Origin of the sequence: Bradyrhizobium sp. C-145 (assembly GCF_023375135.1) — a bacterium.
In the GTDB taxonomy this organism is placed as follows: domain Bacteria; phylum Pseudomonadota; class Alphaproteobacteria; order Rhizobiales; family Xanthobacteraceae; genus Bradyrhizobium; species Bradyrhizobium zhanjiangense.
Genome location: NZ_CP088150.1, coordinates 1,521,262 through 1,541,095 on the forward strand (window position 1 = coordinate 1,521,262; position 19,834 = coordinate 1,541,095).

Annotated in this window: 14 protein-coding genes and 1 pseudogene; 14 read left to right on the plus strand and 1 reads right to left on the minus strand. The window is 58.5% G+C overall.

The features are described 5' to 3' along the window. Nucleotides 1-276: 276 nt before the first annotated feature. The 11 genes from LRP30_RS07225 (at nt 277) to LRP30_RS07275 (ending at nt 13,922) form a co-directional block, all read left to right on the plus strand. Entirely contained in the window at nt 277-1,617 is a 1,341-nt protein-coding gene (locus tag LRP30_RS07225; RefSeq protein ID WP_249759833.1) for an NtaA/DmoA family FMN-dependent monooxygenase, read from the plus strand. 43 nt (nt 1,618-1,660) lie between these two features. Next, the gene (locus LRP30_RS07230) at nt 1,661-3,349 is read left to right on the plus strand and encodes an ABC transporter substrate-binding protein (RefSeq protein WP_249759834.1); all 1,689 of its coding nucleotides are present in this window, start codon (nt 1,661-1,663) and stop codon (nt 3,347-3,349) included. A 10-nt stretch (nt 3,350-3,359) separates the two neighbouring features. Continuing rightward, a complete protein-coding gene (locus LRP30_RS07235) occupies nt 3,360-4,310 on the plus strand; it encodes an ABC transporter permease (protein WP_249761717.1) in 951 nt (316 codons plus the stop codon). Then, nucleotides 4,307-5,170, plus strand: coding sequence for an ABC transporter permease (locus LRP30_RS07240; protein ID WP_249759835.1), 864 nt, complete (start codon nt 4,307-4,309; stop codon nt 5,168-5,170). The genes LRP30_RS07235 and LRP30_RS07240 overlap by 4 nt, the downstream gene beginning before the upstream one ends. Continuing rightward, a complete protein-coding gene (locus tag LRP30_RS07245) occupies nt 5,171-6,895 on the plus strand; it encodes an ABC transporter ATP-binding protein (RefSeq protein ID WP_249759836.1) in 1,725 nt (574 codons plus the stop codon). Nucleotides 6,896-7,782: 887 nt separating this feature from the next. After that, a complete protein-coding gene (locus LRP30_RS07250) occupies nt 7,783-9,264 on the plus strand; it encodes a pentapeptide repeat-containing protein (protein ID WP_249759837.1) in 1,482 nt (493 codons plus the stop codon). Nucleotides 9,265-9,467: 203 nt separating this feature from the next. Continuing rightward, on the plus strand, nt 9,468-10,349 hold the full coding sequence (locus LRP30_RS07255) for a pantoate--beta-alanine ligase (RefSeq protein WP_249759838.1): 882 nt from the start codon (nt 9,468-9,470) through the stop codon (nt 10,347-10,349). 318 nt (nt 10,350-10,667) lie between these two features. Beyond that, entirely contained in the window at nt 10,668-11,915 is a 1,248-nt protein-coding gene (locus tag LRP30_RS07260) for a cytochrome P450 (RefSeq protein ID WP_249759839.1), read from the plus strand. 278 nt (nt 11,916-12,193) lie between these two features. Beyond that, nucleotides 12,194-12,547 carry a hypothetical protein gene (locus tag LRP30_RS07265; RefSeq protein WP_249759840.1) on the plus strand — a complete coding sequence of 118 codons (354 nt, stop codon included), beginning with the start codon at nt 12,194-12,196 and terminating at the stop codon, nt 12,545-12,547. A gap of 263 nt (nt 12,548-12,810) precedes the next feature. Further along, the gene (locus LRP30_RS07270; protein ID WP_249759841.1) at nt 12,811-12,963 is read left to right on the plus strand and encodes a hypothetical protein; all 153 of its coding nucleotides are present in this window, start codon (nt 12,811-12,813) and stop codon (nt 12,961-12,963) included. After that, on the plus strand, nt 12,960-13,922 hold the full coding sequence (locus LRP30_RS07275; RefSeq protein ID WP_249759842.1) for a metallophosphoesterase: 963 nt from the start codon (nt 12,960-12,962) through the stop codon (nt 13,920-13,922). The genes LRP30_RS07270 and LRP30_RS07275 overlap by 4 nt, the downstream gene beginning before the upstream one ends. 128 nt (nt 13,923-14,050) lie before the next feature. Here LRP30_RS07275 and mobF read toward each other — a convergent pair whose 3' ends face one another. After that, nucleotides 14,051-16,717, minus strand: coding sequence for a MobF family relaxase (gene mobF, locus LRP30_RS07280; protein ID WP_249759843.1), 2,667 nt, complete (start codon nt 16,715-16,717; stop codon nt 14,051-14,053). A 654-nt stretch (nt 16,718-17,371) separates the two neighbouring features. On the opposite strand from mobF, the gene LRP30_RS07285 reads away from it, so the two are divergent. From LRP30_RS07285 to LRP30_RS07295, 3 genes and pseudogenes are all read left to right on the plus strand, one after another. Then, on the plus strand, nt 17,372-18,370 hold the full coding sequence (locus tag LRP30_RS07285; protein WP_249759844.1) for a hypothetical protein: 999 nt from the start codon (nt 17,372-17,374) through the stop codon (nt 18,368-18,370). A gap of 125 nt (nt 18,371-18,495) precedes the next feature. Continuing rightward, nucleotides 18,496-19,197: a hypothetical protein gene (locus LRP30_RS07290; protein ID WP_249759845.1), complete on the plus strand. Its 702-nt coding sequence runs from the start codon at nt 18,496-18,498 to the stop codon at nt 19,195-19,197. 231 nt (nt 19,198-19,428) lie between these two features. Continuing rightward, nucleotides 19,429-19,740: pseudogene (locus LRP30_RS07295) on the plus strand (chromosome partitioning protein ParB); the annotation flags it as partial. Nucleotides 19,741-19,834: the final 94 nt, after the last annotated feature.

A 19,834-nucleotide genomic window follows, 5' to 3' on the forward strand; every position in this document is an offset into this window, starting at 1 on the left:
GTTGGACGCACCTGGGCGCCATTGGGCATGCGTCGCGGTCGAAGGCCTTCTGCGCCTCGTCCGCTGCGAGAAGGTGCCAAGAGGTAGCCACGGCGTCTTTGGTGATATCCCTCTCACACCAATGAGTGGCTTGTTGTTAGCCTCCTCAATATGGCTGTTCGCGGGCATTCAGGGCGGACCTTTGAGAAAGAGCAGGGTGGTCGCCGAGACCGCTGGCAAAGGTCCGATTATTAAGACGTACCGAGCGGCTAAGAGGCCGCTGCATTCGGGGGTGTGATGTCTTCGGTCAACCCTATGCTCCATATCGGCTTAAATCTCCATGGTGCTGGCGGTCACTCTGCCGCGTGGCGCTGGCCGGGCACAAATCCAAGCGCGTTTTTTGATATCGAGCACTACGTCCGGGCTGCGAAGCTTGCGGAGCACGGTCTGCTGGATGCCGTATTCCTCGCCGATACCCCCGCGATAAATTCCGACATTACGCACCAGCCGCCGCTCAATGGGCTCGAACCTACGCTGGTTCTCACTGTGATCGCCCGCGAAACGGAGCGGATTGGGCTGATCGCCACCGCATCGACAACCTACAATGAGCCATACAATCTCGCCCGGCGTTTCCAATCGCTCGATGTCATCAGCGGTGGCCGCGTCGCGTGGAACGCGGTCACGACGTCGAGCCCCGCGACGGTGGCGAACTTTGGCGGTCAAGAGGTCGCACGAGCGGATCGCTACCGACGCGCTGAGGACTTTGTTGAAACCGTCCGTGCTCTCTGGCTGAGCTGGAGTGGCGAGATGATCATCGCCGACCAGGCTGCGGGAGTTTACGCAGATCAGAGTCAGTTCCGGCTGCTCGACCCTAATACGAATAGTTTTGGCATCCGAGGCCCGCTTACACATCCCGCTTCGCCTCAAGGTCATCCAGTCATCGTTCAAGCGGGCGGTTCGGATCCCGGATTACGGCTTGGTGCCCGCAGTGCAGATGTCGTGTTTGCGGCAGCCGGGGACTTGACAACGGCGCTGCAGGAAGCCGAGCGCCTACGTGCTGTCTCTCGTCAATTCGGCCGCCCTGCGGCTCCGCTCATCCTCCCAGGTCTCGTCACCTGTATCGGCGGAACCGAAGAAGAGGCGGCTCGTCGCAAAGAGCAACTCGACGAGTTGCTCGATCTAGAGCGCGCCGTCGCCGCTCTTGCACGAAGCATGGGCGTGGCGATCGAGAAGCTCAGCCTCGATAGGCCCATCCCGGAAGAGATTTTGCCCGATGCAGATAACGTTCCGTTTTCTGTCGGTCACCATCGCACGATCGAAACTCTGGCGCGTCAAGGCCGGACGGTTCGCGAGATCATCAGCAGCGTTCAAGCTTTTGGCCACCGCTTGCTCGTGGGCGCGCCCGAGCAGATCGCTGATTCGATTGAGGCCTGGTTCCGCGTTGGCGCGGTTGATGGTTTCAACATCATTCCGGACGTGCTGGCCGACGGCACCGCGGCCTTTGTCGACCATGTCGTGCCCCTCCTCCAGAAGCGCGGTCTGTTTCGCACAGAATATCGGGGAGAGACATTGCGCGAGCATTTGGGGGTTTCCCTCCACATCGAACCGGCAAGCACGGCGAGTACGTCAGCGGTCTGACGCTGCATTCTCCCGTCCGCATTCATTGCCCTGGAGCTTGGATATGTCTGTATCGGATGCGCAATCATCGAGGCGTTTCACCCGCCAGTCGACCCATCGCGGAAGAAAAGTGGCGGTTAGCCTGTTCGTCCTCCAAAGCCTGTCACAGTTCGCGCACAGCGGCCATGCCCAAGAGGCGTCGGCCGGCAACGACAAGCGAGGAGGCGTTATTCGTTACGGGCATTTTCAAGAGCCGGCGTGCCTGTTCGGAGGATGGGTGCAGCAATGGTATCTGCAACGCCAGTACAGCGATAATCTGGTTGCCCGCAGCGAGAATGGCAAGATTGTGCCATGGCTGGCCGAGTCATGGACAATCTCCGACGACAAAAAGGTATACACATTCGAGATAAAGCCGAATGTGAAGTTCACGGATGGGACTCCTCTCGATGCGCAGGCCATCGCTGACAATATCAACGGATGGCTCAGCAACGACCCCGATCTTCGTAATCCGACTGCCGCTCCTTATCTTAGCGATAGCTTCGAATCGGCAAGGGCAATCGCTCCTCTGAGGTTGGAGGTAACCTTGAAGGTGCCATTCCAACCCTTGCTGAACGTGTTCGCCCAATCCTCACAAGGCATTCTCTCGCCATCCGCGCTCAAACGTGGACTTGCGGTGAATTGCGAGAACCCTGTCGGCTCAGGTCCATTCATTGTCGACAAGTGGCACCATGGGCAGGAAGTCACCTTCCGCCGCAACCCCGATTACAATTCGGCGCCCGCCACCGCGAAACATCAAGGACCGGCTTACGTTGACGGGATCAGCTGGAAGTTTCTGCCAGATCAGACTGTCCGATACGGCTCGCTGATCACGGGGGAGACCGATGCCATATACGATATCCCGGCTATCGCATGGAAGGACGCCAATTCCCGCTTTCCAGTATTGCGGCACCTTACCGGCGGCACCCCTCTGCGTCTGGCGTTGTATACGGCCCGGCCCCCATTTGACGACGTGCTCGTCCGCAAGGCCTTTGCCTATTCTACTGACCGAAAGGCCGCGGTCGACACATCCTTCCTTGGCTCTTTGCCATTTGAAGGCAACGGTGCGCTAAGTCAGAGCTCGCCGGAATACCTGCGTGAGCTCGGGCACTCCTATGCGTACGATATTCGGAAAACCAATCAGCTGCTTGATCAGGCGGGTTGGACTGAGCGTAATCCTAACGGCGTTCGTGTCAAGAACGGCAATCCGCTCATCGTGCGCATTTCCTATTCGAACGCTTTTCTGAAGCCAGATGGCGAGCAAGCCTTGCAAGCTATCCAGCAGCAGGCACGGGCGGCCGGTTTTGACGTACGTCTTCAACCCACCAATCCGGCTGATTTCTTCGCCGGAAAAAACCTCGGCCCCGATGATTATGAAGTCGTGCTTCTCTATTGGGTTGCACCCGGCGCTGAGATATTCCGAATTTCGTGGAAGCCGGACCAGAATGGCGAGCCCAATCGCTTCAATCCATCGCGGTTCCAGGATCCGACGCTTTGGGAGGTGATCCAAAAGGCGGAGCAGGAATCCAATCGGGCTGAACGAACCGCCCTCTATCAGCAAGCGGAGCGGAAGATCGTGGACGACGCTCCTGTGATTGGCCTGACGGTGCTGGACGTAACTTTGGCGACCAAGCCGAACTTGAAAGACGTTTGGCTGGACCGCGGGTCAGTTGGCGAACCTGTCTTCTATGACGCTCATTTCGACGACAAGAAATGACGCCGTGAAGATGGTAGTCCATCATCCCATTGTTTGGTTCGCGCGCCGGATACTGTCCGGCGTAGTCGTGGTGTGGGCTGCCGCAACTTTTGCGTTCGTAATTCAGTGTGTGCTGCCTGGCGATCGCGCCCAGATCATCATCAATGTGACGAGTGGCAACGTCGGGCCGGCGTCGTCGGCAGAGCTTGCAGCGATCAATGCGAAATACGGCTTTGATCAACCGCTCGCGGTTCAATACGGCAAATACATATGGCGAATCTTGCATGGAGACCTGGGCGAATCGTACCAGCAGCATCGGCCTGTCGCAGGGATCATCGCGGAACAGATTGGCCCCACGATCATTCTGGCGATCGCCGCGCTGCTGATCGCATGGATTATCGCAATCCTGACAACCTTGTTCATCGCCGGCAGAGACAACATATGGTCGAAGCTGCTCAATGACACGCAAGTCTTTTTGGCAACCGTGCCGCCTTACTGGCTAGCCACAATTCTGCTGGTTGTCTTTGCGGTAAAGCTGCGCATTTTTCCGGTGATCGGTGGAAATTCGCCGATCGGGCTCGTTCTGCCGACACTTGCGTTGGCTCTTGAACTGTCGGGCTTTTTCGGACAAGTCGTTCAGAATGAGTTCACGCGCGTGCTCGAGCAGCCGTTCGTTACGTCCGCGCGGGCCCGAGGTATGAGTGATTTCGGCGTCAGGCTTTGCCATGTCCTCCGCCACGCCGCATTGCCCGGCATTACTTTAACAGGTTGGGCGCTCGGCAAACTTCTTTCGGGCGCGATTTTGATCGAGGTGGTTTTCGCCCGTCAAGGCCTAGGTGGAGTCCTTGTCGCTGCAACGTCATCGCGAGACGTTCCGATTGTCTCGGGAGCTGTTTTGATCTCTGCGGGCCTATTCGTTGTTGCCAGTATGATTGTCGATCTGACTTACCGGGTGGTCGATCCGAGGATCAAGTTGACATGAGCATGTTCGCCGAAGTCACGGTGTCTCGGCCGCTCAGAGAACTCCTGGCAATCGTCCGCCATGTTCCCTTCCGAGTTGCCGTCTGTCTCATCATCATTGGCCTCTTTGCCCTCGCGGCTATCGCGCCAAAGGTGCTGCAGACGCACGATCCGCTCGCTATTGATTTGAGATCGTCATTGCAGTCTCCGTCGATCGCCCATTGGTTGGGAACTGATCAATTGGGTCGAGATCTTTACTCTCGAGTAGTCGAGGGGGCAGGCCAATCCCTGGCCATCGGACTTGGCGCGACGGCGCTGAGCATGTCCATTGCGATCGTTTTCGGCGTTGCCGCCGCACTTTCTGGTGGCGTATTCGACAGCATCCTCAGCCGGATTGTCGACGTGCTCTTCGCAATTCCCACGCTCTTGCTCGCCCTTGTGTTCGTGACCGTTTTTGGGCCGTCGGTATTGACTGAAGTCATAGCTGTCGGAATCGGCACAGCGCCAGGCTATGCGCGCATGATCAGAGGCCAGATGCTTTCCATCAAAGGGACAGGCTATGTGGAGGCCGCCAAGGTGCTGGGCCATCCATTTCCCCGTATCGTCTGGAGGCATATTCTTCCCAACGCCATGAACCCGCTGACAGCAATGATGACGATCGGCGTGGGTCAGGCGATTATCTGGGCCTCCGGTCTTGCCTTTCTAGGTCTTGGCGTCGCTCCCCCGGCCCCTGAATGGGGCGCGCTGCTCAATGCCGGGCGCAATTATGTGATCTACGCCTGGTGGGTAGAGATCATACCCGGTCTGGCGGTGACGGCGTTTGCCCTCAGCGTCACCATCATCGGGCGCCATCTACAGGACCGTCTGGAAGGAAAAAGGTGAATGTTGCAGGTTCGTCCCAAGCCTGTCTCGCAGGAGGCAGACCTCCTCACGGTCGATTCGCTGCGTGTTTCCTTCGGGCGCGACATCGCCGAGAAAGCGGTTGTGCGCAGTATGTCCTTCTCCCTCCGAGCGGGACGGTGCCTTGCGATCGTCGGTGAATCCGGCTCAGGCAAGAGCGTGACTGCGCGGGCTCTCGTAGGCCTCGCTGGTCGCCACGCCGATGTCCATGCACGCCAGCTGAGCTTCGATGGGACGGACCTGATCGGCCTGAACGATCGTGCCTGGCGGCGCATCCGCGGCAACGAGATTGGCTTTGTATCACAAGATGCACTCGTCTCGCTTGACCCGCTTCGCCGGATCGGCAAAGAGATTAGTGAAGGCTTGCTTCTCCATGGTGCGGTATCATCTCGCGAGGAGCTCGCGCAGCGCGTCATTGCTCTCCTTAAGCTCGTCGGTGTCCCTGAGCCCGAGACCAAAGCCCAGCAGCTGCCGCATCAATTATCCGGCGGCCAGCGTCAACGGGCTCTCATCGCTGCAGCACTTGCGCTCGATCCACGCATCCTTATCGCCGACGAGCCGACTACCGCTCTCGACGTGACGGCGCAAGCTCATGTGCTGACACTGCTCGAGGTGACCAAAACGAGGGGCAAGGCTCTGATCCTGATCAGTCACGATCTGGCAGTGGTCTCCCGCGTGGCGGATGAGATCCTCGTCATGCGAGGAGGCGAGGTCGTCGAACGTGGGACCGCAGCCCAGATATTCAAAGATCCGCGACATCCCTATACTCGTCAGCTGCTGGACGCCGTGCCATCAGGCCGGCCGCGCGGCTCACGCCTCTCACCATCGACTATTGTGCGTTCGCCTGGCCGGCAAACGCAGCCACCCGTGCAATCGCTGCCGAATTCTCGTCCCATCCTGCTCGAAGCGACAAGTCTGGTGAAGCGCTTCAAGGGTCCGGATGGCACTTTACGGGCGGCTGTGGATGGCGTCTCCTTCGAACTGCGGTCCGGCGAGACTTTGGGCATCGTGGGTGAGTCCGGATCAGGAAAGTCAACGATGGCGCGCATGGTCCTGGCGCTCGAGGAGCCTGACGAGGGAACCGTTCAGTTTGCAGGCCGGCCTTGGACCACGCTCGCCGAGCGCGAACGGCGGGCTCGGCGGCGGTCGCTATCGATCATTTACCAGGATCCTCTTGGCTCGTTTGATCCACGTTGGACGGTCGGACGCATCATATCCGACAGCTTTCCGAGCGACGTTGAGACACGGCGCAAGCGGCAGGAGCGCGTTATCGAGCTGCTCGATCTGGTCGGGCTATCCCAGGCTTTGCTGGACCGACGACCGCTCGAGCTCTCGGGCGGTCAGCGCCAGCGCGTTGCAATCGCCCGCGCGATCGCACCAAATCCTGCCGTAATCGTCTGCGACGAGCCGGTTTCGGCGCTCGACGTCTCGATCCAGGCCCAGGTCTTGGACCTGCTCGGCTATCTGAAGGACCACGTCGGCGTAAGTTATCTCTTCATCTCGCATGACCTCAGTGTTGTTCGTCACATCAGCGATCGCATCATAGTTATGCGCCGGGGGAGAATCGTCGATAGTGGCGCCACTGAAGAGATATTTCGCAATCCACAGTCTGAATATACCAAGAGCCTTATCGCCGCCATGCCGCGTCTTGTGCGCAACCAAGAGATAGGTCAATCAGCTACGATCCTCGAAGAAGGCATCGCATGAATGTCTTCGAATTCGACTGTCTTCTAAAATTGTCTAATTCCGATCGCGGGGCATTCGCCTTTGCGCGCCGATTTGGTCGCCATTGCGCGCTCGCTCATTGCTCGGCCAGGGCAGTCTGTGATCACGGTTTCCCACTAGGTGGACCTGCCAGCGCGCGGAGCAGGGCTAGCCGAGTTTGAACACTTGCTGACCATGAGGTCGGCGATCCGCGTGTCGAATTGCAAGGCATCGATTGCATGCCCGCAAGGACTTCCGGCTCTTGCTCTCCTGCAAGCGAGCTCGGAATGTCCGCTTTCACGATAGCCTTGCGATTATGGTGCGGTCCCTGACAACGAGACCGTGTTTGTCAGGTTCAAAACATTCGGCGTCAATTTCGAATTCACGACACCTATTCAGCCCTTAATTGCGACTGACGCGGCTGGCACGGTCATTGCTATCGAAAATGAGGTAACGCCGAGTAAGGGCTGAGTGCAGCAACTAGATGAACGATCACTTTTCCGCCCGCAAGCCGTGGGTCCATTCTGAAAAGAAGCAAGACGTTGAATTTTTCGAATTCGGTTTGATGGAGAGCGATGTGGATTTGCCCGTGAGAGCCGACGAGGCAACTCGCAGCTTCTGGACATATCGGCACTGTCAAAGGGTTCTCAGCGTTGCCGGGCTTCGTGAACAATCGTACCGAGCGGCAGTGGGGCGCATGACTAGAATTCGGCTGACTTCCTCAAGCGTGCCGGCTACGGAGGCCGCCGACACAATAGGTGCCTCATCGACGTATCGTGTCGCCATTTCGCCGACGAGTTCGCCACAAGTCGCATAGCGTACCTCCAAGGCCGAGCAGAAAGAGGTCAATAACAAGTTCCTCGTAATCCCGGTAATACGGAATAGTCGACATGTCGCAAACGATCGGCGCTGATAGCGAGTGCACTGCGAATGAAAGAGCAGAGCACTGGTCAGAGTCGAAAAATAAACTTTCATCAGATGGCGAGTTTGTTCGGTACTGGAGCCGAGCTGCCGATCGGCTGCGCGCGGTGGCCGCTGTCGGGAGGCGAACCGAGGAGGCGATCAGAAGGACTGGGATTGGTTTGCAGCTATCCTCCGAGAACTTTAACGGTCACGACCTGTCAGATTTCCCGTTGCGACGCTGTACCCTCAATCGTGCGCAGCTCTACGGAGCAAAGTTGGATCGGGCAGATCTTTCTGGGGCGAACCTTATCTGTCCGGGGCTAGAGAGGGCAAGTTTCCGCGGGGCCAAGCTTGATTTTGCGTATATGCACGCGATTGCAGCGCAAATCTGCAATTTCGATGATGCAAGTCTGCGCAGTGTAATTGATGCAACCGGCAGTCTGTTTCACGGTTGCAGCATGAAAAGGACACGCTTTGACGACGCGATGCTAAGCGGGCTCCTCGTTTACCAGTGCGACGCGAGTGATGCTGTATTTGATGGCGCGGAATTACAGGGCTCGACCATCAATGAATGCTTCCTTCCTTCCGCTTCCTTCCGCTTTGCCAAGCTGAGCCAAGTCACGATCACTAAGACGCATCTGGCGGATTGCTCGTTCTTCCAGTCAAAGGGGGACTGTCTATCGATCGTGCGTCCCACCTCGGTCGACGGTCTTGTCCTGGAAGGCGCTCATCTTCCGTATCTGAGGCTCTCAAAGGTGAGCGGCCGCGTTACGGCGAGAGGCCTGAGCGCTCCATTCGCTGATCTTCACCTGTCAAATCTTTCAAGAGCGCAGCTTGAGCAGGCAGATTTGACCGAGGCGCGGCTTCTGTCCGTAAGCTTGTCCGACGCGAACCTCGTCGGTGCTGTGTTGAACGGTGCATCTATTCACTCCTGTCAGCTCGATGGAGCGGACCTGTCTCGGGTATCAGGCGAAAGTATTTCGATAACAGAGAGCACAATGCGAGCCGCCAAATTCACAGGCTTTCGTGGCCGCTGTGCCGTTGTGCGCGACTGCGATCTTGAACATGCAGACTTGTCCCAGGCTTACCTCTACAGGTCGATGATTACCGGTGATCCCCCGCAGTCCATGGCATTGGATCACGCAAATCTCGAAGGATGCAATCTCGTTCAGTCATATCTCGCCGCGGGAATGACCCACAGCAACCTGGAGGCAGCGCGCGTCGCCTATGTTCGCATGAATCAATCGTCCTTGCGCGACGCGAACCTGAGTGGGATATCGCCGTTCCAGGCCAGCTTCGTAAAGGTCGACTTTTCGGACGCTAAGATAACCACATTCGAGCCACCGTTTTTTGCCGACCGATGTCCGGGACTGCAGGCCGCTTTGAAGGGTGATCAGCCATGCGAGCCATCAAGCTATCTGGCTGAATTCTCATCGGTGATCAGACGTGGTCGAGAAGGGTCAACCTGACTGCTTTGGAAACCGCAAAATGGAAGGGACTACAGTGTCCGTGAGCTTAGAACGTGTTGGTGCGGTGGTCCGAGCTGTGAGCGGGCGTTAAAGCTCTTTTGGCGCTCGTTGACGTGCGCGGCCAAAGCGAGACGCAGAGCGGACCTTCGGCGATCCGACCGGTCAGACACTCTTTTGGCATTCAAAGAAACTGGAGTAAGAAAATGCATCTGGCATGTCTTTCCGCAGGCAAAGCGTTCATCCGGGAGGTGGCGAGAACAGGTCAGACTATCGGGACGGTGCACACTCTAGGCGCCCTGCATCTTGGGCATGCAGAACTGATCAGAAGGGCGGCATCGGAGAATGACGTCGCGATCGTCACAGTCTACCCGAACAAGATCCAGCTTAGACCAGGTGGGAGCTACGATTTCAATTTGGACGAGGATATTGGACTTGCATTGCGTTCGGGAGCAACTGCCGTGATTTCCTCCAACGACACCGAAATGTTCCCGCCTGGCTATCGAACCTTTGTATCGCAAGGCGACTGTCATTTGCGTTTAGGGGGGCCTGAGGCGTATTTGAAGGAAGCCGTTACCGGGGCACTCCGGTGGATCTGCTATGCAAGGCCAACTCGCAGCTACTTCGGCCTGAAAGATATCGGTCAGGCGCTCTTGGTGAAGCGCGCCGTCGCGGACCTCCTTCTGGATTGCGAGATAAGGTTTGTGCCGACCGTGAGATACAAGAACGGAGTGCCCATTTCGTCGCGTTTGAGGCGATTTAGCCTTTCCGAGCTTGATGAGCTGTCTTGCCTTTTCACGGCACTCAACCATTCGAGGAAAGAGATCGCCCAAGGGGTATCTAGGGTGAAGGATCTGGTCGCGTCGGCCATATCTCAGATCAAGTTCCGACAGTTTAAACTCGATTTTGTTCGAATCGTCGGCGCTGACAACTTCGAAGACCTGGAGCAAGTCAAGCTCCCTTTCATAATTTTTGGAGCAGCAACGGCTCATGGTCTCAGAATCTTCGATAATATCTACGTTCCAGATCAGGATACTCTCATGAAGGGTCCTTCGGATATCTGGATCGATCTGCCTGAACAGTCCTAGCCAGACGATTATTCATCCATGACCTTTCTATCCGTTCCGGCCGTATCCCAAGGCGAGGGGTTACCTTATGAAGGTGTACTCGGCTTGATGTTGCCTCCAGCGCATAGCCATCTCTAACCAGTGCTGAGAGCTCTCACTGATCCATTGAGTAGATCGACTTGGAAAGTCAATGCGATCCTTACTGCCCGACATGGTAGGGCGAGGCTAGCTGCACTATGAGGTAGCCTGATCGAGCGGCCCGTCGCAGCCAAGCGCTGCGGCAGCTCGAAGCGATGAATCGCGCCACACCGTAAACTCTCGAGAGCAGAATCTGCAGAGATGATCATGACAAGGCGATCGGAAGATTATAGGGCTGAGGGGTCGTGTGTTATCCCGCTGAGCAAGCTGGATGTAAGCGAGGGCAAGCGCTTTCAAGACGACAGCATGTGGGCTTGCTTTGAGCGGTTGCGAAAGGAAGATCCCGTTCACTACTGTCAAGACAGCGCTCATGGTCCATATTGGTCCGTAACGAAATACCGGGATATCGTAGCCGTAGACACAAACCACAAAGCGTTCTCGTCAGAAGAAGGTGTCACTATTGTCGACGTGCCTGGCGAGCACTGGACCCCGAGTTTCATCAAGATGGGGCCTCCCAAGCACGCCGAGCAGCGCAATACCGTCAGCCCGATCGTCGGGCCGGAAAGCTTGACGAAACTCGAAAGCTTGATCCGGTCTCGCGTCAGGGCAATTCTCGCGGGCTTGCCACGCAATGAGGCCTTCAACTGGGTGGACATGGTCTCCATAGAGTTGACGACGCAAATGCTCGCCACGCTGTTCGACTTTCCATTTGAGGATCGGCGACTGCTGACCTATTGGTCAGACGTCGCGATTACAGCTCCGAAAGCAGACCATGCAATCGACAGCTGGGACAAGCGAAGCACCATCTTGTCCGAGTGCCTGGACTATTTCACGCGGCTTTGGAACGAACGCATCAATGCCGAGCCGCGCCTCGACCTGATTTCCCTGATGGCGCATTCGCCCGCCACACGGCAGATGGAGCCGAGCGAGTTTCTCGGAAATCTGATTCTGCTGATCGTTGGGGGAAACGACACTACGCGCAACTCAATTACCGGCGGCCTTCTGTTCATGAATCAGTACCCCTCCGAACTGCGAAAGTTAATTGACAATCCCAAGCTGATCTCAAGCGCCGTGTCCGAGATTATTCGGTACCAGACGCCAATCGCACATATGCGCCGTACCGCCGCGATCGACAGCATCGTAGGCGGAAAACAGATCAGGAAGGGCGACAAGGTCGTCATGTGGTACATCTCCGGTAACAGGGACGAAGAGATCATTGAGAACGCCAACAATTTCGTGATCGATCGCAAGAATGTGAGGCAGCATCTCTCGTTTGGATTCGGCATCCATCGCTGTCTTGGTCGACATCTTGCGGAACTGCAGTTGAGAGTCCTCTGGGAAGAGATTTTGTCTGCGGAATTGTGGTTCGAGATTGTCGGCGAACCCGAGCGGATTGCGTCTAACTTCGTGCACGGCTATTCCGCTCTCCCCGTGCGGATTGCAGCCTAGGCCCTTATCGCTGCGGTCTGGCAGCCGGCACCCGGTGGGGTTGGGCTCGTCCTGAACCATCTTCGTTTCTGCAAGCAGCGAAGATGGTGTGATCGACGCGAAACAATTGCTGCATGTCGGTGTCTAGTCGTCAACCGGGCAGATGATGATGAAGTGCCCGTGAGGAGCGATAGTATAGCGCGCACGACTTGCAGGCGCCTGACGCCGAAGGCAACCGTCACGGTAACTCCGATGCCGCGTCTCCGGGTTGTCTTGGACAGCCGGAACCGTAGAGGCCGATGAAATTGATATTGAAGATTGTAGCGGTGGCAGCGATTTTCCTTGGAGAAGCGCTTTCGATATTCGCCGAGTTGATTGCCTCAAGGCAATTTGGAAAGGCCGGCGGTGATCTGGCAATGCTGTTGCCGATGTTTCTCCTGATATCCTTCGGTGGCATCCTCCTCGTTTTGGGATGCGCGCTGGGCTACATGCATCTGAAGAATATCTGGATCATTGTCGCGATATCGGTGGGAGCTATTCTGGTATTGGAACCGATACTCACGCTTCTGCTCTTTAGAGATGTGCCGACAGCCGGTTCGCTGATCGGGCTGATGCTCGGTGCGCTTGGTACGCTGGCTGCCATATTTCTATGAGGGTGATCTGACAGGGCCTGGATGGGCGCCGGCTCGGCGAGATGTAGCTTGAAAGGGACTTGCGCAACGTCGATTCTGCTCGATTCGCAGGGAGAAATGTTGTTGCGAATCGGCCTTCAGCGTCTCGTCACAATCGGTGCAGCGACGTCGCGTACGAGACGATCGAGAGCACCAAATGCGTTATCTGTCACTACCGATGGGCGAGCTGGCCTGGGTCCCGCAAGCCCACCACGTTAATGTTGTATGGGCATCACCACGGCAAGATGCCAGGCAACCAGCAGTCCGCGGACATTGGCGTCGATGTCATGGGCATCGCACCGGTGCGTCTCGCTACCATCAAGGCTTACATGGCGACACTGCCGCCACGCGTGGATCCGGAGGCCGGCGATATCAAGAACAATGGAGTGACGGCGTGATCCGCATTAATCTAGTTTCCGACCTGCACGTCGACATCGAGCGCAATGGGCTCGACAGTATGCCGCCCATCGACGCAGACGTGACCGTAGTCGCCGGCGACGCCGCCGCGCCCGGCACGCTGGCATTGCGGCGTGTCCGCGAGCTGTATCCCGATCGCGACCGGCCACTCATCTACATCCCCGGAAATCACGACTTCTATTCCTTTCACGACAAGCACCACGCCGAGCTTAAGACCACGTGGGAAGAGCAGCGCGCGCGAATGCCAGAGGTCGCGGAGGATCTCGGGCTTATCCTTCTCGATGATGCCGCCGTCGAGATCGGCGGCGTACTCTTCGTCGGCGCTACGCTGTGGACGGATTTTATGACCAGGCCGCCATACGTGATGTTCGGCGACGCGGTACGCGAGGCCACGAAGCAGATGAACGATTACCGTACCATAAAGACCGGCGCCGGCCGGTCGAAGGACCGGCTCCTCCCCCGCCAAACGATCGACGCCCACAAGGCCTCAGTCGCGTACATCGAGAAGGCTCTCGCCGAGCGCCCTGCGGGCCAAGACGCGGTCGTCATCACGCACATGGCTCCGTCGCCGCGGTCGCTGCTCCACTGGCCGACGATCACGGACCTAAACTGGTGCTACGCCAGCGATCTCGAGCGACTGATGATCGGCGACACCGCGCCTGAGCTGTGGCTGCATGGCCATGTGCACAGCAACCGCGACTACCGCGTCGGCGACACGCGAGTCGTCTGCAACCCGCGCGGATATCCGGAGCCCGGCGGCAAGCGCGAGAACCCGGATTTCGATGCGGGCCTCGTCGTCAAGGTGGAAGGCAGGCTTTCCCTTGGGGTGGGGCTGGCGAACGATGGCAAACATGTGGCAGACATAGCCGGAAACCGAACGGCAGATAACGTAAGGCTCTCGGCGCGCGCGCAAGAATTCGGCGCAACATCGGAAATGTAGGCTGCCCCACGTACCCATGTCTGGTCTCTCTTTGAGGACATCGGACCAGCCGCCTGTTGATGTTCGCTCTTCGCGACTACGAAACGCGTACTTGGCACTTCTACGAGGGGATGGCTCCGCGCATCAATCTAGCTACGCTCGTACTCGGTCGCCAGGCCTCGCTCCGGCAATCGCTCATTGATGCGCACGGCTTGGTCGAGCATGGGGTCGAGCGTGCAGGTCTTGATCTGCCGTCGTGACAACCGTCCGGAGAACCACTCGATCCGGCGCTCCGGCGTGATCGGGGCCTGCAGCCGCTCCGACAGTGGCAAATCGAGCCGGATTTGGGCGTCGATCTCGCGGACGTTGGCAAAGATCTCGAGATGATCACGAGCACGCGAGAATGCGACATATGCCTCGTTTCTTGTCATTGACGGTCCGGCCCAGACGAAGGCCCGATCAGTTGTCAGGCCCTGGGAGCCATAGATCGTCGTACTATAGGCGTGGCCGAGCCGTGTTCGGCCGTGCTCATCAGCAAGCTCCGATACGCGGAAACTGGCCCGGCGTCCCGCGATGTCGACATGGAGGATGGGATCCTGTGTCTCGCGGTCCTCGATGCGGGTGATGGTCGCGGTGGTGCCGTTGATGACGGCCAGACGATCATGCCGGACCAGGAATCGAATTTGATCGCCGGTTGCTAAGGGAAGCGCTTGGCCGTGACCCGACGGCGTCACGGCAGCCACCTCGATATCCTCGCCGACGATCCGCCCGTCGCGCCTTAGGCGGATGCGCACCTCGTCATTGAGGGCACGTACCTGCGCATTGGTCTTGGCGATCAACAAGACGGCGGCGTTCGGCCCCGCGCGTTGGGCGCGCTCCCAGCCATCTACCACGCGCGTGACCGTGGCCTTCTCGCCGCTCCCAAAGCTCAAGAGGCCGCGATCGTCGAATGCCGTCAAACCTTGCTTCGCGCGCCCCTTGGCGAAATCTGTCACGGCGGTGCGCATCCAGGCTTTGCGCTGCCGCACGATGGTGTCGACGCGAGTCGTACCTGTGACGCTGGCGAGAATAGACAGTCCCGGGCCCGCCCCCAGGGCCTGGAGTTGCTCTCGATCGCCTACAGCCACCACCTTCGCGCCAGCTTGTGCAGCCCGCTTGGTGATCGCCAACATTTGGCGCGACGACAAAAGGCCGGCCTCGTCCACAACCAGCACCGTGTTTGCATCGAGAAACGGCTCCTTGGTTCGGGCAAGCCAGGCGTCGGTGGCCATGGCTTCGATCCCAAGCTTTTGCAACTCCTTGGCTACCTTCCAGGATTGACTCGTACCGATGACCCGCCGCGCAGCACCAATCGGTGAAAGTCCCCCGGACCCGCGGCCGGAATATGCCGCCACGATCGCGGCCAAGGTGGTCGACTTCCCAGAGCCGGCAGCGCCCTCGATCACCACGATGGCAGCCGAGGTTGTTGCCATCTGCGCGGCGTGGGTTTGTTCTGCGGAAAGTCCGCGTGCGCGGCAAAGCTGCAGGACATACTCCGAATCAGGTGCCGGGCGCTGCTCCCGAGCGAGGCGCTCGGCCACCATGACCAATTCGTCCTCGATCGCGATCTGCTCCGGCGTCGAATACACCGGCTGTTGGAGAGCGTCCCGTCCAAGCTCGACGATGCGGCCTGCGTGGATCAAGCGCTCCACCTCCTGTTCGACGCGCATCGCGTCAGCGCCTGTCCCCACCAAAGCAGTCGCGACGGCCGCAAACAGGTGGCGACGATCAAATACGCTTTCGTACTCGGTCAGCTCTGTGGGCACGGCTGCCACGCGCGCGGCGATCAGCTTTTCTTGTTCGGCGTGGTCCCATGTCCGCTCCGTGCGCAGGTTCGTCATAAGCCGTTCGACGTCCAGAAACGGCCTTGCTTCGTCGGCCCACAGCTCGAAACGATCGCTGGTGCGCGCCTCCTGCTTTGTTGACCGCGTGCCAAGAGCGATCGCCGCCGCTAGGGCCGGCGCCTCCGCAGTCGATAACCCTTCCGCACCAATCGCCTGCTCCACTTCCTTCCGGCGACCGGACCAGTGACGCTGAAGTTCGCGGAATTTCTGCGCTTGTTCCCTCTGTTCTTGGCTGCTATTCGGCAAGACGATTTCGAAGATACCGTTCTTGCCAACGCCCCCGACCTCGAAACCAATTTTCTGCAAATTTGAAGAAAGTGCGAGATGATAGACTGCGCCAGCCGCCATTTTGTGCGCAAACAGGTGACGCGCGTCGAGAGCGCCAACGGTGCCATCCTGCCGCATCGAAAAGTTTAATAAGACTGCATGTGTATGCAGATTGGGGTCAGCGTAGACCTTGCCGTCATCGTGCTCAACCGGGCGCGCCTCCCCGTGCTGAAACGACGCAACGGTGAGCGTGGCGCGTTCGAGACGATGGCCGTCCTTGCCTCTTCGGCAATACGCCGCGTTCCTTTCCAGAAAGGCGATCGTTGCTTCACAGGCTTCGTGCTGAGCCGTCTCAATCGCGCGGCGCGTCTCGGCGTCGGCAAGGGCAAATGCGACAGAAACCGACTTCGGCGCCGACAGCGTGAGGTCGATACCACCGACGCGCTTCGCCGTGTCGCCGCTATTGGACAGCAGGGGCTGTCCGTCCACGTCAAGGGAAGCGTGAAGTCGTTCGAACAGAGAATTGTCGACCTCGGCGCCGTGCCTGACGCCGAAATCGTTGGTCGACGAGATCCAGTGGCCCGCTGGTTCGCCGCCGCCGAGATAATACTCTGATTGCTTGCTGTAATACCGAGCCGTTGTCCCAGCCGCGATCGTTGCAACCACGTAAGCCTCCATCAAAGGAAGCCGTCCGTAGTCGCGTCGGCCGCGTTACGTTGCAGAGCAATTGAGGAAGAGCGCGAAGGGCCGAAAGAAGGCCGGGACCGCTGCAGGATGCGGCAAATAAGTTCGAATTTTACTCAAAGATCCGCAACGCGTTTCGCCGTCTTTCAAGAGCCACTCGCGTAATCAGCCCCGACTCTAATTTGCAGAGGAAGCGTTATGCTATTTGGAAGGCCGGACGTTTTTGGGCATCGCGACAGCGCTCGTATTTATCTGGATGAAGATCACCTAACGACAATGCACGAACAGCGTCCAGACGCTGCAATTCACGTCATTCGGGATCGCTTCAGTCTCAAGCAGATCCCCATCGTCTACTACAATGCTCGGTTTGGAGTCCCGCCGCTTCCTGTTGACGACGCTCCCCTCGCTCAGTGGCGCGCGAAGGACTTTCAGGCGGTAACGGAATTTCAGCTGCGTACTCGCGGCGTGAAGCTCACCGGAGCACAAAGGGAGGGTTTCGCGCGGGGCGATTGGATCGCAATTGTTCCGGCTCATAGCGATGAAGGCACAAGGGGCAGTTCTGGTCAGGGAGTCGTCGGTCGTGCGTTGACGACGGCACTATACGCTCATTGCGTACGAGCAAGCCGAGTGCTTCAGATGGCAAAGTTTCGTTCGGAACGCGAGGCCGATCCATGGACGCGGTTCGACTTTGAATTTCGGGACCAGTTGGAGAACCTGGAATTGGCGGAAGTAGAGGCCACGTTCAGGGAGGTCAGTGATGATTATCGAGCTCCAGAAGTGCGAGATCACGAGCGCGACGTCACAATCGAACATATTCGCACCGCTGGACGATCCGCAGTTAGGAGCTGGTTCAAGCAGGTTCCCACCGAAATTCGAGCGCAAGCTTACGTCGAAATTCTTTGCTATGAACAAATCTATGGAACGTTCAGCTACGAAGCTGTGGCCCATCGCGAACTTCCAATTATCAGCATCTTGCGGCGCGCACAATTGCGAGCGCTAACGGTGCATCGGATCGGGCGGGAAACCGCGCGTTATCAGGTGGCAAAAGGCGAGCCGGTGAGCCCTGGTACAAGGACGCGCTTGGCTAACGGCGAAGCGTTTGATCTCAATCTTTGGGGTTGCTTTCTCCTGTCGCTTTACGGAGGCATCAATGCGACAACCCTGTACAGCCAATTCGACTCTTTGACCGACCTCTTCGATCTTGCCGCCTGGTTCGGATGCTTCGCGCGAGGGGACTATGAAGAGCTGCCGCCTGAGATCGCCGTGACCTTGGCCAATTGCCTTTCATCTAGGCCGAGGTTTGCGGTAGCCGAAGCTGATATTGACCACCTTGAAAAGATCTACCGCGAAATCGGATATCTCGCCGACCTTCTCGTCGGAGAAGAGAGCCTCCGAGGCGTAGCACAGCGGGCCATTGCAACGCGAACGCCGATCGCAGCAGCTCCGCTGTATTACAATATCGTTATGGCGCCGCACGCAGCCCATCCGGACGATCCGGATGCGAAAATCGATCCGCGATTCAGGGTCGGAAAAGGCCAGCAAGGCATCAACCTGTCCGTGGATTACGAGAGGTTCCCTCAAATGACCAAGGGCGAGTTGCTTTCCGTGCGGCACTTCCGCCCGCTGTTATGGTGAACAGCCTCCATTGATGATGGCTGCCGCACCGAAATTCAATTCGTCTGCAACTTCGCCCCGGCTCATCGGCCACCCTGCTCGCACGACAACACGCCGTTGTCGTGAAAGCAGAAGGAGACCAGCCGATGACCATGAACCAAATCCGGGATGCGATCCGGACCATCGCGCAGACGCGCCTTGCCGAGGCCGCCGCCTCCATCAAGGAAACGCCGTGGGCCCAGGCCGTCCGCAATGTGCGGAGGGCCTGGTGCTCCTGCTCCTCAACCTCCGTAGCGCGCGCGATGCTTCGGCGCTATCCGCATTGCTATCTCGTCAACACGGATTTCGCGAGCTACCCTCGTGTCAACTTGCTCGAATACAGGACGCTGCCCACCGATCACGTGCCCCTGGTCCGGGTGACCAGGACTGGATTCGTTGAGCTGATCAGGCGACGTAGGGCTGACATCCTCGAGTTCGAAGAGTTTGGTGCGACCTTGGTCGAGGGCGATGGCGCGCTGCGTCCTCCAACGAGCAGGGACATCATCCTTTCCATCGCGCACCATGGCTGGCGTGTCCTGACTGTGGATGACGCACGTTGTATTCTCGAGGCCCGCGACATCGCTGAGGCCGACGGCGGTTACCTTACGGCGAAGAACCGCTGGTTGCCTGAGGTGGACAGGGACGCTGACGGGATTGGGATTGCGGAAAGCTTGTTCCCGTTTTGCGAACAAGTGATCGAGACCCGGTCGGCCATCATCGTCATCTACACGCCTGGGCTGCCGAGACCGCTGAGGCTCTGGCGCCTGAGCTTGAAGTGGATCATGCCGTCGCTTCCGCCTGTCGCGTAGTCCCCACCTTGATGGCTTAGACATCCACAGGGCGGCCCAAGGGGCGCCCTGTCTTCTTGGTCGCTGGAGGCGACCGGCGAAGCGATGCTTGCCTTTCCGAAATATCTTCGAGGTCGACTCCAAGTGGCGTTGGCGCTGTGGTTCCCCCGTGATGCAACCATCGCGATTTGCCATCATTTCCGATCTCCGCCTTGGGACAGAGCCGCCGACGCGCTCCGCCGGGGGCGCTGCGTTGCCGGTTCTGTCGCCGCTCTCGACATGAGCGGCTATTGGCGACCGACCGTGCGAACCTATCTCGGACGTGTCACCAAGGCGCGTATCCTTGACGCGGTGCGAGAAGCCGTGAGCTCTGAGGCAGCGGACCGCATGGCCGACATGAAGAAGCCGGGCACGGCGGAGGCCGCCGAGCAGTTGCTGGCTACAACGGGTTGGCTGCCTGCACTGATGCGGACGCCGCAAGCGGCGCAGCGGGGCGCGATGCAACCAGCGCCGGGTGCTGCCACGGATGGTCCTGCGCACGCGTACGCTAACGCGGCCGAGTGATCGGCAAGGTCGGGACCGTGTTGCGGTCCCGGCCCTCTCGTCGGCAGTTGTCGGATTTTCGGCCGCGCCTTTCGGCGTGCGGCCTTCATCACGA

Excerpts from the sequence above, each read along its gene's own strand:
- LRP30_RS07225 (WP_249759833.1), top strand. The coding sequence starts at position 277 with ATGTCTTCGGTCAACCCTATGCTCCATATCGGCTTAAATCTCCATGGT.
- LRP30_RS07230 (WP_249759834.1), top strand. The coding sequence starts at position 1,661 with ATGTCTGTATCGGATGCGCAATCATCGAGGCGTTTCACCCGCCAGTCG.
- LRP30_RS07235 (WP_249761717.1), top strand. The coding sequence starts at position 3,360 with ATGGTAGTCCATCATCCCATTGTTTGGTTCGCGCGCCGGATACTGTCC.
- LRP30_RS07240 (WP_249759835.1), top strand. The coding sequence starts at position 4,307 with ATGAGCATGTTCGCCGAAGTCACGGTGTCTCGGCCGCTCAGAGAACTC.
- LRP30_RS07245 (WP_249759836.1), top strand. The coding sequence starts at position 5,171 with ATGTTGCAGGTTCGTCCCAAGCCTGTCTCGCAGGAGGCAGACCTCCTC.
- LRP30_RS07250 (WP_249759837.1), top strand. The coding sequence starts at position 7,783 with ATGTCGCAAACGATCGGCGCTGATAGCGAGTGCACTGCGAATGAAAGA.
- LRP30_RS07255 (WP_249759838.1), top strand. The coding sequence starts at position 9,468 with ATGCATCTGGCATGTCTTTCCGCAGGCAAAGCGTTCATCCGGGAGGTG.
- LRP30_RS07260 (WP_249759839.1), top strand. The coding sequence starts at position 10,668 with ATGATCATGACAAGGCGATCGGAAGATTATAGGGCTGAGGGGTCGTGT.
- LRP30_RS07265 (WP_249759840.1), top strand. The coding sequence starts at position 12,194 with ATGAAATTGATATTGAAGATTGTAGCGGTGGCAGCGATTTTCCTTGGA.
- LRP30_RS07270 (WP_249759841.1), top strand. The coding sequence starts at position 12,811 with ATGCCAGGCAACCAGCAGTCCGCGGACATTGGCGTCGATGTCATGGGC.
- LRP30_RS07285 (WP_249759844.1), top strand. The coding sequence starts at position 17,372 with ATGGCAAAGTTTCGTTCGGAACGCGAGGCCGATCCATGGACGCGGTTC.
- LRP30_RS07290 (WP_249759845.1), top strand. The coding sequence starts at position 18,496 with ATGACCATGAACCAAATCCGGGATGCGATCCGGACCATCGCGCAGACG.